Raw genomic sequence first — 14,354 nt, forward strand, 5'->3', positions numbered from 1 at the left:
TGCCGGAGCAGCGCTCCGGCACCCCCGGGGACCCACCACACACCACGAGCCCACGGAGTCACGCGTGACGACCGCACCTGCCGAGACAACCATCGACGCCAGCGTCTTGAAGGGCGTGGACACTCTGTTCGATGGCTACGCCCAGCTCACTCCCACCGACACTCTGCTGGTCCTCTACACCCCGGACTGCCGGGAACAAGCGTCTCTTCTCGTTCTCGCCGCCCGTGACCGAGGGGTGGCCACCACGGCACTCGGCATGGCCCCCATCGAGGACCCCGGCTTCCACGAGCGCCTCAAGGCCGCCCTGCCCTCCCGCGACAGCCTGACCGGCCGCCTGGTCATCATCACCATCGAACGCGACACCATGTCGCACTCCCCCATCCTGCGCCACGAGGTCGACGCCTACGGCGATCAGGTCCTGCCCATCCGCATCATCAACGGCAGCTGGGACTTCTTCCGCCTCGCCCTTGGCCCCACCCCCGCGGAACTCAGCGCCATCAACGCCGGCTTGCTCCACCGTTTCCTCGCCGCCAAGCACCTCGCGGTTACCACCAGCTCCGGCAGCGAACTCGAAATCACCCTGGACAACGACCGCTACCGCTGGCTGAGCAACCGCGGCGTCTGGCGACCCGGCCACTTCGTCATCCTCCCCGCCGGCGAAGTCGCCACCTACCCGGCCTCGGTCACCGGCCGCCTCGTCGCCGACGGAGCGTTCAACGTCAACAAGGCTGTCCAACTCGATGCACGCCTGGGGGAGAACCCGCTCACCGTCGACCTCAAGGACAGCCAAGTCACCTCCTACTCTTGCGCGGACAAGAAGATCGCCAAGCTCTTCGAACGCTGCATCCAGGTCGACCACGGAAACCACGTCGGTGAACTCGGTTTCGGCACGAACACCGGCATCGACGACTTCATCGGCATGAATTCCCACATCAACGAGCGTCATCCCGGCATCCACCTCGGATTCGGCCAGCACGGCCAGCTCCCCGACGTCGTGGACTATTACACCGACATCCATATGGACCTCATCACCACCGACGTCACCATTCACATCGACGGCGACTCCATCCCCCTCACGTCCCGCGAGCTGGCGCCCAGCACCCTTCCGCACCCCACCAACGTCAGCGACGAGGACATCGACAGCAACTGCTGCGGCGCCCGGACCCCCCATTTGTGAGCTGCGCCCCAGCCGCTACGCCATCCACGGCGACCGCTGCCAGAAGCCGTGCGAAGTCCGCTGCCGGCGAGCGGCTGCTTCCTTTGCCTGCGTTGGTCAGTACCACGAAGCAGTGGTATGTGAAGCCGGATGTGGAGGATCTTCGTCCGGCGGCTGCTGCATGGGGAGGTCTGGCGGGGGTGCCCACCCCCCTCGCCTGATGAAAACGTGAGATGTGGGAGCGTGAGCGGGTGAGCAAGACGAACGTCGAAACCCTGCAATACCGCTTTGACGGGCCAGAGGACGCCCCCGTCCTGATCCTGGGTCCCTCCCTGGGTACCACATGGCACATGTGGGACCGCCAGGTCCCGGAGCTGACCAGGCAGTGGCGGGTCTTCCGGTTCGACCTGCCCGGGCACGGCGGCGCGCCCGCGCACCCGGCCGGCGCGGTCTCCGACCTGACCGCGCGCCTGCTCGCCACGCTCGACGCGCTCGGCGTGCAGCGCTTCGCGTACGCGGGCTGCGCCCTGGGCGGCGCGATCGGTGTCGAGCTGGCCCTGCGGCACCCGGAGCGGCTCGCCTCGCTCGTGGTGATCGCCGCCTCGCCCCGGTTCGGGACGGCCGACGAGTTCCGCCAGCGCGGGGTGATCGTACGGACGAACGGGCTGGACCCCATCGCGCGTACATCCCCGGACCGCTGGTTCACCGGCGGGTTCGCGGCCGCCCAGCCCGCGATCACCGAGTGGGCGGTGCAGATGGTGCGCACCACCGATCCCGGCTGCTACATCGCGGCGTGTGAGGCGCTCGCCGCGTTCGACGTACGGCACGAACTGGCGCGCGTCGGTGTGCCGACCCTCGTCCTGGTGGGCTCGGAGGACCAGGTCACCGGCCCCGCCGAGGCCCGCACACTGGTCGCCGGCATCCCGGACGCCCGTCTGGCGGTCGTCCCCGGCGCCTCCCACCTGGTCCCCGTGGAACAGCCGGCCGCCGTCACCGACCTGCTCGTCCACCACTTCTCGACCGCCTGGCAGCCCGCCTTCGACTCGGCCACCGGCCAGATGGCCATCCCGGCCGCCCCGGTCAAGCCGGTCCTGACCGCGCCCCAGCCCACCGCGCCGATCGCCGCGATCGCGCCGGCCGTCGTACCGCCGCAGGCCGCGGGGCGGCCGGAGGCGTACGACACCGGGCTCAAGGTGCGCCGCGAGGTGCTCGGCGACGCGCACGTCGACCGGGCGCTGGCGCAGGCCGACGACTTCTCCGGGGACTTCCAGGAGTTCATCACCCGCTATGTGTGGGGCGAGGTCTGGGACCGGCCCGGCCTCGACCGCCGCACGCGCAGCTGTGTCACCCTCACCGCGCTGGTCGCGGGCGGCCACCTGGAGGAGCTCGCCTTCCACACCCGGGCCGCCCTGCGCAACGGCCTCACCCCGGACGAGATCAAGGAAGTGCTGCTCCAGGCGGCGGTCTACTGCGGAGTCCCGGCGGCGAACAGCGCGTTCAGGGTGGCCCAGCAGGTGATCCGGGAGGAGACGACCCCCGCCGAGTGATCGCCAGCCGGGTACCGGGAGCACTACCCTGAGCGGCCCGCCGCCGCGACACTGGGGGCAGGATGGGACCCATGAAGCTCACGAAGAAGTCGCACGCCTGTGTCCGTCTCGAGAAGGACGGGCGGACGCTCGTCATCGACCCCGGAGGGTTCAGCGAGGAGGACGCCGCGCTCGGCGCCGACGCGATCCTCGTCACGCACGAGCATCCCGACCACTTCGACGAGGGGCGACTGCGGGCCGCTCTGGACGCCGACCCGGCCGCCGAGATCTGGACGCTGAGGTCCGTCGCGGAGCAGATCTCTGCCGCGTTCCCGGGCCGTGTGCACACCGTCGGCCACGGCGACACCTTCACCGCCGCGGGCTTCGACGTCCAGGTCCACGGCGAGCTGCACGCGGTGATCCACCCGGACATCCCGCGCATCACCAACGTCGGCTACCTCGTCGACGGCGGCCGCGTCTTCCACCCCGGCGACGCGCTCACCGTCCCCGACCAGCCGGTGGAGACCCTGATGCTCCCGGTGATGGCCCCGTGGAACAAGATCTCCGAGGTCATCGAGTACGTCCGCGAGGTCAAGCCGCAGCGCGCCTACGACATCCACGACGCTCTCCTCACCGACCTCGCCCGCCCGGTCTACGACCGCCAGATCGGCGCCCTGGGCGGCGCGGAGCACCTGCGGCTGACGCCGGGGACGTCGGCGGAGGTGTAGCGGGGGAGCGGGCCCGTTGTCGTACCCGCCGGGTAGGTTGTGAGGCATGCGCATCGCGACCTGGAACGTGAACTCGATCACCGCCCGCCTGCCGAGGCTCTTGGCCTGGCTGGAGAGCAGCAACACGGACGTGCTCTGCCTCCAGGAAGCCAAGATCGCCGAGGCGCAGTTCCCGTTCGACCAGCTGCGTGAGCTGGGCTACGAGGCGGCGGTGCACGCGACCGGCCGGTGGAACGGCGTCGCGGTGATCTCCCGCGTCGGCCTCGAGGACGTGGTCAAGGGCCTGCCCGGCGGTCCCGGCTACGAGGGCGTCGAGGAGCCCCGAGCGATCTCCGCGACCTGCGGCCCGGCCCGCGTCTGGTCGGTGTACGTGCCGAACGGCCGCGAGGTCGGCCACCCCCACTACGCGTACAAGCTCCAGTGGTTCGAGGCCCTGAAGGCGGCCGTCGCGGGCGACGCGGCCGGCAGCCGCCCGTTCGCCGTCCTCGGCGACTACAACGTGGCGCCGACGGACGACGACGTCTACGACGTGGCCGTCTTCGAGGGCCTCACCCACGTCACCCCCGCCGAGCGCGCCGCCCTGACCGCCCTGCGCGAGACGGGCCTGTCCGACGTGGTCCCGCGGCCCCTGAAGTACGAGCACCCGTACACGTACTGGGACTACCGCCAGCTCTGCTTCCCCAAGAACCGCGGCATGCGCATCGACCTGGTGTACGGCAACGAGCCGTTCGCCAAGGCGGTCAAGGACGCGTACGTGGACCGGGAGGAGCGCAAGGGCAAGGGCGCCTCGGACCACGCGCCGGTGGTCGTGGACCTGGACGTGTAGCCCTCGGTCGGAGGGAGAGCGTCGTGTAGTCCGCGGTCAGAGAAGATCCAGGTCCACCGAGTCCGCGAGGGCTGCCAGTCCGGCGTCCCCGGGATGCAGATGGTCCCCGCTGTCGTACGCGGCCAGGATGCGCGTGGGGCGGCCGGGGTCGCGCAGGACGATGTCGAAGTCGAGCACACCGTCGAAGATCCCGGAGCGGCGGATCCAGGCGTTGACCGCGGCCCGCTCGGCCTCGACCGACGCCGTGCACCGGGAATCCCCTCCGCACGGCAGGATCGTCGCCGCCAGCACCCGCAGCCCTCGGGCATGCGCCCGGTCGGCGATCTTCCGCAGCCCCGCGACGACCTGCTCGGCCGTCGCACCCGACCGCACGTCGTTCACGCCCTCGAACACGACCGCCGTACGCGCCGACGTCTGGGCGAACACGTCCCGGTCGAGGCGGTGCAGCGCGCTCACCCCGCCGGCGTCCGTGGAGACGCCGTCCCCGGGGTAGCGGTCGGTGACCACACGGTTGCCCGAGATGCCCTGGTTGAGGACGCCGTAGCGGGGCACCGCGGTCTGCCGCAGCAGACGGTCGGCGAGCACGTCGGGCCAGCGCCGGTTCGCGCCCGCCGTCGACCGGTCCCCGTCGGTGATCGAGTCGCCCAGCGCGACCACCGACCCCGGTCCGCCGCTCACGTCCACCCCGGTCAGCAGCGGCCAGGTCGTCAGCGTCGAGGTGTACGCCGCCGCCGAGCCGTCGGCCGTGTGGTCGCCCGGTCCGCTCAGGTACGACCGCTGCACCGCGAGCCGGTGCACGGGAGCCGCCCTGACGGTGCCGGGGAGGTGGAAGCTCACCAGCAGGTCGGCGTTCGCGGGCACCTTGAAGCCGAGCGGATCACTGACCGCCTGCGCCCCCGCCGGGACGTCGATGCCCGCCGCACCCCGGAAGGACAGCCGCACCGGCACGGCTCGGGCCGCCGCGCCCGCTGCCCGCACCGCCACCGTCGCACGGCCGATCCGCACCGGAGCGGAACCGAACGTGTTGTCGAATCGCAGTCGCACCCGGGGTCCGCCCACCGACGTGTGCACCACGAGCCGCAGCGTGCGGTCGGTCCACGGCCCCACGGCCGCGTAGCCGGACGTCGCCGCGGCCCAGGTGCCGGTCCAGCCCCCGGCTCCCCGCACCGACAGCGCGAACACGTGCAGACCGTCCGCCCGCGGCAGCCGCACCGAGGCGACCTCGCGGCCCGGCGCGAGCGGCACCGTCACGACGTACAGCCGGGCCTTCTCGGCGAGCCGGCCGCCGGGCGTGTTGACGTGCGGGAGCGCCACCGCCTTCGTGGCGAGCGGGCCGGTGCGCCAGTCGGAGGCGCTGAGCAGGTACGAGGAGTGTGTGCCGTCCGCGTACGTGACCGTGCCCGAGCCGCTCACCTCGGTGCCGTGGGTGCCGGCCATCAGGAAGGCGAGGGTGTCGCCGTGCCCGCCGACCCGCACCTCCTGTCCGGCGGCCCGCACGTTGTCCGGTTCGCCCGGCTGTCGTGGCGGCCAGGTCAGCTGGGCCCCCTGCACGGTGAGGGTGCGGCCGGGCGTCCAGCCCGCTGCCGTGAGGTCCCGGGCCGACAGGGAGGCGCCCGAGCCGTCGAAGTCCGCCTCGGCGGGCCGGGCGTCGTCGCTGACGGCCGTGTTGTCGAAGAGCCGCTCCAGGGGGAGCGGGGCGGAGCGGGGCGGGTCGGTGGCCCGCGCGGCGGACGCCGGCACCAGGGCTGTCGTGAACAGGGCGAGCGCGAGCGGGAAACCCCGGACACCTCGGTGCACGTAACGACTCCTCCCGCTCACCGGTCGTGCGCACAAGCACCGCGAAGCTAGAGACGCCCCGCGTCCCGGTCAACGAGCCATGCGGGAAGGCCGGGTGGAATCCACCGGACGAGACCATCGGGCGCGCCTGTGGTGCGTACGCCGGTGCGAATGACACGCTGGACGTATGAACATCCCTTTCCTGGGCAACCGGCGCAAGAAGAGCGACGGCGCGGAGATCTCCGCCGACCCCGAGGGTGTCGCCGAACTCCTCTCCGAGTGTGAGCTGCTGCGCTCACAGGCGTCCCAGGAGGGCGTCCAACTCGACGACTCCGTAGCCTCCTTGGAGGCGCTCGACCAGCTGGTGCCACGCTGGCGCGACGACGAGGAGGTCCTGCCCTGGCTCGGCAACGACGCGGGCCTCTACCTGGGTACGGTCATCGTGCGCACCGTTGCGGGCGCCGTCTGGGAGGTCTGGCCCGGCGGGCAGCCCGTCGTACGGCTCGCCTCCGGCCGTGAGTTCGACGTGGTGACCGCCGGTCACGAGTGGGCCGTGAGCGGTGTTCCCGAGCTGTCGCAGTTGTACGCGGAGGTGGCCGAGGCGTAGGCAGCGGACACCTAATTGCGGTAAATACGGCTAATGCCCGAAAAGTGCGTGTCGTGAGGGGCCTTGATCCCTGTCTGGATAGTTTGCGGCAGTCACGACACAGCTGAGGTGAGTAACGGTGGGCATGGCTGTCGATCCGTTGATCGAGCTGCAGGACGTCAACAAGCACTTCGGGGAGTTGCATGTCCTCCAGGACATCAACCTCACCGTCGGCAAGGGGGAGGTGGTCGTCGTCATCGGCCCGTCCGGCTCGGGCAAGTCCACCCTCTGCAGGGCGATCAACCGCCTGGAGCCGATCGAGTCCGGGACGATCACACTCGACGGCAAGCGGCTGCCCGAGGAGGGCAAGGAACTCGCCAGGCTCCGCGCGGACGTCGGCATGGTCTTCCAGTCCTTCAACCTCTTCGCCCACAAGACCGTCCTGCAGAACGTCTCCCTGGGGCAGGTCAAGGTCCGCAAGCGCAAGAAGGAGGACGCCGACAAGCGCTCGCTCGAACTCCTCGACCGCGTCGGCCTCGCCTCCCAGGCGCCCAAGTACCCGGCCCAGCTCTCCGGCGGCCAGCAGCAGCGCGTGGCCATCGCCCGCGCCCTCGCCATGGAGCCCAAGGCGCTGCTGTTCGACGAGCCGACCTCGGCCCTCGACCCCGAGATGATCAATGAGGTCCTGGAGGTCATGCGGCAGCTCGCCCGCGACGGCATGACCATGGTCGTCATCACCCACGAGATGGGCTTCGCCCGCTCGGCCGCCAACCGGGTGGTCTTCATGGCCGAGGGCCGGATCATCGAGGACCGCACCCCGGAGGAGTTCTTCACCAACCCGCGCACCGACCGCGCCAAGGACTTCCTCTCCAAGATCCTCAAGCACTGAGCGGGGAGTGCGACCCATGTTCCGTACCACACGTGTGTCCGCCGTCCTGGCGGTCCTGGCCGTGCTGTTCGCAGTGGCCTGCGGCAAGGAGGGCAGCCCGCCCAGCAAGGGGCCCGCGGCCGACAAGCTCCCCAACTACGAGGTGGCACAAGGATTCCGGCTTCCCGAGTCCCCGACCTGGACCCGGGCGAAGAAGCGCGGCTACCTGATCATCGGCGTCAAGGAGGACCAGCCGTACCTGGGCGAGAAGGACCCGGCGACCGGAGCCTACTCCGGCTTCGACATCGAGATCGCCAGGATGATGTCCGCCTCCCTCGGCTTCGACCCCAAAACGATCCGCTTCAGGACGATCGCCTCCGCAAACCGCGAGACCGCCCTGCAGAACGGCCAGATCGACTTCTACGTCGGCACCTACACGATCAACGCCAACCGCAGGAAGCTCGTCGGCTTCGCCGGCCCCTACTACATGGCCGGGCAGTCGCTGCTGGTGCGAGCCGACGAGAACGACATCCACGGCCCGCAGGACCTCGACGGCAAACGTGTGTGCTCGGTGACCGGTTCGACGCCGTACCAGCGCATCAAGGAGAACTTCCCGAAGGCGGTCCTAGTCGCCTACGACACCTACTCCGTCTGCGTCGACAACCTGCTCACCTACCAGGTCGACGCCGTCACCACCGACGACGCCATCCTCATCGGCTACGCGGCGAAGCTCCCCGACGAGCTCAAGGTGGTCGGCAAGCCCTTCTCCGAGGAGCCGTACGGCATCGGCGTCCCGCACGGCGACAACGCCCTGCGTTTTGCCCTCGACGACGCGTTGGAGGCCCGTGAGAAGAACGGCGACTGGAAGAAGGCGTACGAGGCGACGCTCGGCCTGTCCGGTGTGCCCGCGCCCACCCCACCCCCCATCGACCGCTACCCGGCTGGCTCATGAACGTACTGACAGACAACTTCTCCACCTACGCCGAAGGCTTCCTCGGCACCGTCGAACTCACCGTCTACGCCTCGGTGCTGGCCCTCCTCCTCGGCTTCCTCATGGCCTCCTTCCGGGTGGCGCCCGTCGGCTCCCTGCGGGTCTTCGGCACCGTGTGGGTGACCGTGCTGCGCAACACGCCGCTGACCCTGCTCTTCTTCGCGGTGCTGCTCGGCCTCCCCAGGTTCGGACTGGTCCTGCCCTTCAAGGTGTTCGCCGTCCTCGCCCTCGGCTGCTACACCTCGGCGTTCATCTGCGAGGCGCTGCGCTCCGGCATCAACACCGTGCCCAGGGGGCAGGGCGAGGCGGCCCGCAGCCTCGGGATGACCTTCGCGCAGACCCTGAACCTGGTCGTCCTGCCGCAGGCGTTCCGTTCCGTGATCCCGCCGGTCGGGTCCACCCTCATCGCGCTCGCCAAGAACTCCGCGATCGCGGGCGCGTTCAGCGTCACCGAGCTGCTCGGCACGTACAAGACCCTCAGCGAACTCGGCTACAACATCATCTGGACCTTCGTCTGGATCGCCGTCGGCTATCTGATCATCACGCTCGCCATCAGCGCGCTGTTCAACGTGCTGGAGAAGAAGTGGGGAGTCGCCCGTTGACACCGGCCATCGCCCTCTACGACGTGCCGGGGCCCAGAACCCGGCAGCGGCACCGGATCTACAGTGTCGTGTCCACCGTCGTGATCCTCGCTCTGCTCGCCTGGATCCTCTATCTCCTCTTCGACACCGAGCAGTTCACCTACACGAAGTGGATGCCCTTCGAGTACAAGGGAATCCAGGAGCTCCTGCTGCGCGGCCTCGGCAACACGCTCAAGGCCTTCGCCATCGCGGCGGTCCTGTCGCTGGCGCTCGGCGGGGCGCTGGCGACCGGGCGGCTTTCTGACCACCGGCCCGTGCGCTGGCTGGCCACGGTCGTCGTGGAGTTCTTCCGCGCCATGCCCGTCCTGGTGATGATCTTCTTCATCTTCGTGGCCCTCAAGGTGCAGCCGCTGCCCGCCCTCGTCGCCGGACTGACCCTCTACAACGGCTCCGTGCTCGCCGAGGTGTTCCGCTCGGGCGTCAACTCCGTCGAACGCGGCCAGCGGGAGGCCGCGTTCGCGCTCGGCATGCGCAAGACGCAGGTCATGTCGTACGTCCTCGTGCCCCAGGCCGTGCGGGCCATGCTCCCCGCCATCATCAGCCAGCTGGTCGTGGCCCTGAAGGACACCTCCCTCGGCTACCTGATCACCTACGAGGAGTTCCTCCACGCCGGGAAGCTCATCGCGTCGAACCTCGACTACGATTTGCCGTTCATCCCCGTGGTGATGGTGATCTCGCCGATCTACATCGGGATGTGCATGCTGCTCTCCTGGTTCGCCGGCTGGGTGTCCCGGCGGGAGCAGCGCAGTCCCAAGACCAAAGCCGTGGAGGTGGCCGCGGCCGAACCGGGGACACTGCTGCCGGGTGGGGGACCCCCCACGGCCCCTAAACCGTAGGGGGCAGCAGTTCACAGAGCCATACCCGCCCGGCCGCGGCCGGAGATCACTGCTCGCGCAGCGGAACCGACACGTACGACGGGTCGTTCGCCGGCGAGGAGAAGGTCAGCTGCGCGCCGGACGGGTTGTGCTCGATGTAGAGCGGGTCGACCGTGTCGACGACCAGGGCGAGCCGGTGCCCTGCCGGGACGTCGTAGGCCGTGGAGAACAGGTCCAGGTCGAGGCCGAACGGCTTGCCGGGCGTGACCCCGTGGAAGGTGTACGGCGCGTTGCTGACCAGCTTGCCGAGGCCGAGCGGGCCCACGTCGTACAGGTAGGCGACGAGGGTGCCGCTCTCCTTGGTGGGGGTGACCGTGGTGTGCAACTTGGCAGTGCCACGCACCTTTTGGGCGGTGGCGTACTTCTCCGACTGCCATACGGCCGCCCAGCGGCGGGGGAGCAGGGGGATCGAGGCCACCGGGGGGACCTGGGCGATCTGGTCGAGGATGCTCGACAGGAAGACGATCCCGCCGTCCGCCCCGGAGTCGACGTTCGTGTGGATCGTGGTCGTGCCCGCGAGATTGATCTTGCGGGTGGTGGCGCCGACCGACTTCCAGTCCGGGTAGCCCTCGTAGCCGCCCGTGGAGCGGGACTTGAGCTGGACCGGCTGTTCGCGGTCGATGCCGTTGTCCTCGCCCTTGAGGTAGTGGTCGAACCAGCGGGTGGTGGCGGTCCAGACGTTGTTGGGTAGCCCGAACAGGCCGGTCACCTCGGCGGTGGCGACTGGGCGGCAGAGAGAAGAGGTAAGGGGCCCGGTGCATACCGGACCCCGATTACCACGTCGGACCGCTCTCGTGCTGGGTGCGGCCGGATTGGAGTTCTCTCCCGCGCGAGCGGGAGACTCTCCCCTGGATCGCTCCGGGGAGTTTGACAGGTCATGCCTGTCCGGCGGCGACCCTCCCGGCCGCCGGAGCAACTGCTTGAGCTGCTGGGTGTGTTGACGGCTTGGCTGTCGCCGTCAACAGGACCACAGTAGCAGCACGGAGTCGCTCTGCGTAACCGCATATGTTCAGTCTGTGTTGGTGCTGGCGTCCTCGTCGGTTGACCGTGCGCGGCGGCGAGCAGGCTGATGCCGGCGCCGTAGGAGACGCCCGCCATGCCGATGTGCCGGTCGTCGGTGGGGGTGTTGGCGATCGCCCAGTCGATGACCTTGGACGCGTCCGCTATGTCGGGAGGTCCCGCCACTTCTATCTCGCCACCGGACTGCCAGAAGCCGCGGACGTTGTAGGTGAGCACGATGTAACCGGAGTCGGCGAGCTGCTGGGCCTGCGCGAGATACTCGACCTGGGGCAGGCCCCAGCTCGTGGGCAGCACGATCAGCGGGTAGCGGTGCGTGCCGTCGGAGCCCGCCGGGGTGACGACGTTCGCCTTGAGGACGGTGCCGCCGTCGCCGGTGATGTCCACGAAGCGGACGCTGTTGCCGGCCGCCTGCGCGGCGGGGGCGAGCCCGAGGACGCTGCCGGCGATCAGGGTCGCGGAGACGGCGCCCACGGCGGTCGTACGCAGGGCCCTGCGATGGTGCCCGCCCGTCGCCCGCCGCCACCCTGTTCGAAGGCGCTCCGCGCCCCTTTGGTCCATGGGTCACTCCTCACTCGTGTAAGTGCAAAGTGACCGAACGGTAACCTCGCCTCCTTACCGTAGGTAACCCATGGGTAAGTTACGCGGGAGTAACGATTGTTGGTCTGTGAACGAACTCAGGAGGCGCGGTGCGAGGTCCGTGTCGGCTCGGGTGCCGGAGTCGGCAGCGGCGCCTGGGCCGCGCGCGTCACGTCGGCGACGAGTTCGACGACGTCAGGGCCGTACGCCTGCGAGTTGACGACCTTCAGCAGCAGGACGAAGGAGGCGCTGCCGTGCTTGCGGGCCAGCCGCTCGTGGTTGCGGGCGAGATAGCGGGTCGCGGCCTGGTTGGTGATGGCGCGCTGACCGCAGAAGAGGAACACCGGGCGCGCGTCCTTGCGCTGGCCCGCGGTGAGCCGGGCGAGGATCACGTACTCGCCCTTGCCCGGCTCCAGCCGGTAGCGCTCGCTGCCTATCTGGAAGGCGCCGCGGTCCGGACCGGGCTCGGCGTCGACGTTCACCCGCACCCCCGGCAGCAGGGAGCCGAGATGCGCTGCCATACGGCGGTTGGAGGCCGGCCCGCCCACGCAGAACTCGGTGCGCTCCCCGAACCCCTGCTGGGCCGCGTCGTGCGCGACGACCTGGGCGTTCGCGTTGCAGTCCTTGATGAGCGCGGCCAGTTCGAGGAGGGCGAACACGTCGTGGCGCATCACCGTCAGCTCGGGACCGCCCGCCTCGCGGTTGACCACCAGCAGCGACTCGGAGTTGTCGGGCAGCCCGAAAAAGGCCTGCTTGCGCCGCAGCCTCCGCTTCCAGAGGTAGGTACGGGCCAGCCAGCCGAGGGCGGTGCTGAGGCCGGCCGCCACCACGCCCAGGACGATGTTGCGCACGTCGTCAGTCATGGGCGCGCATGGTAGCGGGCCCGTGCGGACCGGTGTTCGACACGGTCCTGACGTGGCAAGGGTGATGGATTAGGCTGCTTGGACGGTCCCTTGACTGGAGGTGCGGATGCGTCGCCCTGTCGTGCGGAATCTGGCAGTCCTGGCGGTTTTGGCCGCCGTGGTGTCGGTGGGGGCCGCGGCGCCACCCGCCGCACAGACCGGCTCCGCCGGGAAAAACCCCGCGAAAGTTCCGGTCGCCGTCGGCTACGGCGGCGCGGTCGCGAGCGTCGACACGGACGCCTCGGCCGCCGGCATCGAGGTGCTGAAGAAGGGCGGCAACGCGGTCGACGCGGCCGTCGCCACGGCCGCCGCCCTCGGCGTCACCGAGCCCTACTCCGCCGGCATCGGCGGAGGCGGCTACTTCGTCTACTACGACGCCAAGTCCCGTACGGTGCAGACCATCGACGGCCGCGAGACCGCCCCGCTGACCGCCGACTCCAACCTGTTCGTGGAGAACGGCAAGGCGCTCGCCTTCGCCGACGCCGTCAGCAGCGGACTGAGCGTCGGCACACCCGGCACGCCCGCCACCTGGGCGACGGCGCTGGACAAGTGGGGCAGCGAAAAGCTCGGCACGGTGCTCAAGCCCGCCGAGCGCATCGCCCGCGACGGCTTCACCGTCGACGACACCTTCCGCGCGCAGACGGCCTCCAACGAGACCCGCTTCCGCTACTTCCCGGACACCGCCGAACTGTTCCTGCCGGACGGCCGGCTCCCCGTCGTCGGCTCCACCTTCAAGAACCCCGATCTCGCCCGCACCTACGAAGAGTTGGGCAAGGAGGGCGTCGGCGCGGTCTACCGGGGCGACCTCGGCAAGGACGTCCTCAAGACGGTCAACAACCCGCCGGTGGACGTGGGTTCCGGCTGGAACGCCCGCCCCGGCGACCTCACGGCCAAGGACCTCGCGGCGTACCGCGCCAAGATCCAGGCGCCCACCAGGACCTCGTACCGCGGCCTCGGCGTCTACTCCATAGCGCCCTCCTCCTCCGGCGGCACCACCGTCGGCGAGGCCCTCAACATCCTGGAGAAGACGGACCTCTCCAAGGCGAGCGAGGTCCAGTACCTGCACCACTTCATCGAGGCCAGCCGGATCTCGTTCGCGGACCGCGGGCGCTGGGTCGGCGACCCCGCCTTCGAGGACGTACCGACGAAGGAACTGCTGTCGCAGCGGTACGCCGACTCGCGCGCCTGCCTCATCAAGGACGACGCCGTCCTCACCAGCCCCGTCACCCCCGGCGACCCCCGCGACCCGGCGGCCTGCGCCACCGGCGGCACCGCGGCCCCGACGACGTACGAGGGCGAGAACACCACGCACCTGACGGTCGCCGACAAGTGGGGCAACGTCGTCTCCTACACCCTCACCATCGAGCAGACCGGCGGCAGCGGCATCACCGTCCCCGGCCGGGGTTTCCTCCTCAACAACGAGCTGACGGACTTCTCCTTCACCCCGGCCAGCCCGGCCGTGCACGACCCGAACCTGCCGGGGCCGGGCAAGCGGCCGCGGTCGTCGATCTCCCCGACGATCGTGCTCGACAAGAACAACAAGCCGGTGGTCGCCCTCGGTTCGCCCGGCGGGGCGACCATCATCACCACCGTGCTCCAGACCCTCACCGAGTTCCTCGACCGCGACCTGCCGCTCGTCGACGCGATCGCCGCACCCCGCGCGAGCCAGCGCAACGCGGCCCAGACCGAGGTCGAACCCGGGCTCTACGACAGCGACGTGAGGACACAACTGGAGGCCATCGGACACAGCTTCAAGCTGAACCCGGAGATCGGCGCGGCGACCGGAGTCCAGCGGCTGCCCAACGGGAAATGGCTGGCCGCCGCCGAGACGGTACGGCGGGGCGGCGGCTCGGCGATGGTGGTGTCTCCGGCGTCGTAGCACC

General features: G+C 69.9%; 12 protein-coding genes and 2 pseudogenes. 10 read left to right on the plus strand and 4 right to left on the minus strand.

Translation table 11 applies throughout. The features are described 5' to 3' along the window. Positions 1-64 precede the first annotated feature (64 nt). The 4 genes from ABT114_RS13815 (at position 65) to ABT114_RS13830 (ending at position 4,236) form a co-directional block, all read left to right on the plus strand. Complete coding sequence (locus ABT114_RS13815; RefSeq protein WP_351142006.1) at positions 65-1,177, plus strand: CgnE/CgnB domain-containing protein; 1,113 nt, start codon at positions 65-67, stop codon at positions 1,175-1,177. A 212-nt stretch (positions 1,178-1,389) separates the two neighbouring features. Continuing rightward, positions 1,390-2,703, plus strand: a complete 1,314-nt coding sequence (gene pcaDC, locus ABT114_RS13820) for a bifunctional 3-oxoadipate enol-lactonase/4-carboxymuconolactone decarboxylase PcaDC (protein WP_502988316.1) — start codon at positions 1,390-1,392, stop codon at positions 2,701-2,703. Between the two features lie 71 nt (positions 2,704-2,774). Continuing rightward, a complete protein-coding gene (locus ABT114_RS13825; RefSeq protein WP_351142010.1) occupies positions 2,775-3,410 on the plus strand; it encodes an MBL fold metallo-hydrolase in 636 nt (211 codons plus the stop codon). A gap of 46 nt (positions 3,411-3,456) precedes the next feature. Then, complete coding sequence (locus tag ABT114_RS13830) at positions 3,457-4,236, plus strand: exodeoxyribonuclease III (RefSeq protein ID WP_351142012.1); 780 nt, start codon at positions 3,457-3,459, stop codon at positions 4,234-4,236. Between the two features lie 36 nt (positions 4,237-4,272). Here the strand turns inward: ABT114_RS13830 and ABT114_RS13835 are convergent, their stop codons facing one another. Further along, entirely contained in the window at positions 4,273-6,033 is a 1,761-nt protein-coding gene (locus ABT114_RS13835) for an SGNH/GDSL hydrolase family protein (RefSeq protein ID WP_351142014.1), read from the minus strand. Between the two features lie 166 nt (positions 6,034-6,199). On the opposite strand from ABT114_RS13835, the gene ABT114_RS13840 reads away from it, so the two are divergent. From ABT114_RS13840 to ABT114_RS13860, 5 genes are all read left to right on the plus strand, one after another. Next, a complete protein-coding gene (locus tag ABT114_RS13840) occupies positions 6,200-6,619 on the plus strand; it encodes a DUF6278 family protein (protein WP_351142016.1) in 420 nt (139 codons plus the stop codon). Positions 6,620-6,743: 124 nt separating this feature from the next. Further along, the gene (locus ABT114_RS13845; RefSeq protein ID WP_351142018.1) at positions 6,744-7,487 is read left to right on the plus strand and encodes an amino acid ABC transporter ATP-binding protein; all 744 of its coding nucleotides are present in this window, start codon (positions 6,744-6,746) and stop codon (positions 7,485-7,487) included. A 16-nt stretch (positions 7,488-7,503) separates the two neighbouring features. Then, the gene (locus ABT114_RS13850) at positions 7,504-8,418 is read left to right on the plus strand and encodes a glutamate ABC transporter substrate-binding protein (protein WP_351142020.1); all 915 of its coding nucleotides are present in this window, start codon (positions 7,504-7,506) and stop codon (positions 8,416-8,418) included. Then, positions 8,415-9,059 carry an amino acid ABC transporter permease gene (locus ABT114_RS13855; RefSeq protein ID WP_351142022.1) on the plus strand — a complete coding sequence of 215 codons (645 nt, stop codon included), beginning with the start codon at positions 8,415-8,417 and terminating at the stop codon, positions 9,057-9,059. Before ABT114_RS13850 ends, ABT114_RS13855 begins: the two co-directional genes overlap by 4 nt. Continuing rightward, positions 9,056-9,934: an amino acid ABC transporter permease gene (locus tag ABT114_RS13860; protein ID WP_351142024.1), complete on the plus strand. Its 879-nt coding sequence runs from the start codon at positions 9,056-9,058 to the stop codon at positions 9,932-9,934. The genes ABT114_RS13855 and ABT114_RS13860 overlap by 4 nt, the downstream gene beginning before the upstream one ends. Before the next feature lie 46 nt (positions 9,935-9,980). Here ABT114_RS13860 and ABT114_RS13865 read toward each other — a convergent pair. The 3 genes and pseudogenes from ABT114_RS13865 to ABT114_RS13875 form a co-directional block, all read right to left on the minus strand. Further along, positions 9,981-10,694 (minus strand): annotated as a pseudogene (locus ABT114_RS13865) (CocE/NonD family hydrolase C-terminal non-catalytic domain-containing protein); the annotation flags it as partial. Between the two features lie 322 nt (positions 10,695-11,016). After that, positions 11,017-11,551: pseudogene (locus ABT114_RS13870) on the minus strand (CocE/NonD family hydrolase); the annotation flags it as partial. Positions 11,552-11,667: 116 nt separating this feature from the next. Beyond that, positions 11,668-12,432, minus strand: coding sequence for a hypothetical protein (locus ABT114_RS13875; protein ID WP_351142026.1), 765 nt, complete (start codon positions 12,430-12,432; stop codon positions 11,668-11,670). Positions 12,433-12,538: 106 nt separating this feature from the next. Between ABT114_RS13875 and ggt the strand changes: the two genes are divergently transcribed. Further along, positions 12,539-14,350 carry a gamma-glutamyltransferase gene (gene ggt / locus ABT114_RS13880; protein WP_351142028.1) on the plus strand — a complete coding sequence of 604 codons (1,812 nt, stop codon included), beginning with the start codon at positions 12,539-12,541 and terminating at the stop codon, positions 14,348-14,350. The last annotated feature ends 4 nt before the right edge of the window (positions 14,351-14,354 follow it).

The organism is Streptomyces sp. NPDC002088 (assembly GCF_040296605.1).
In the GTDB taxonomy this organism is placed as follows: Bacteria; Actinomycetota; Actinomycetes; order Streptomycetales; family Streptomycetaceae; genus Streptomyces.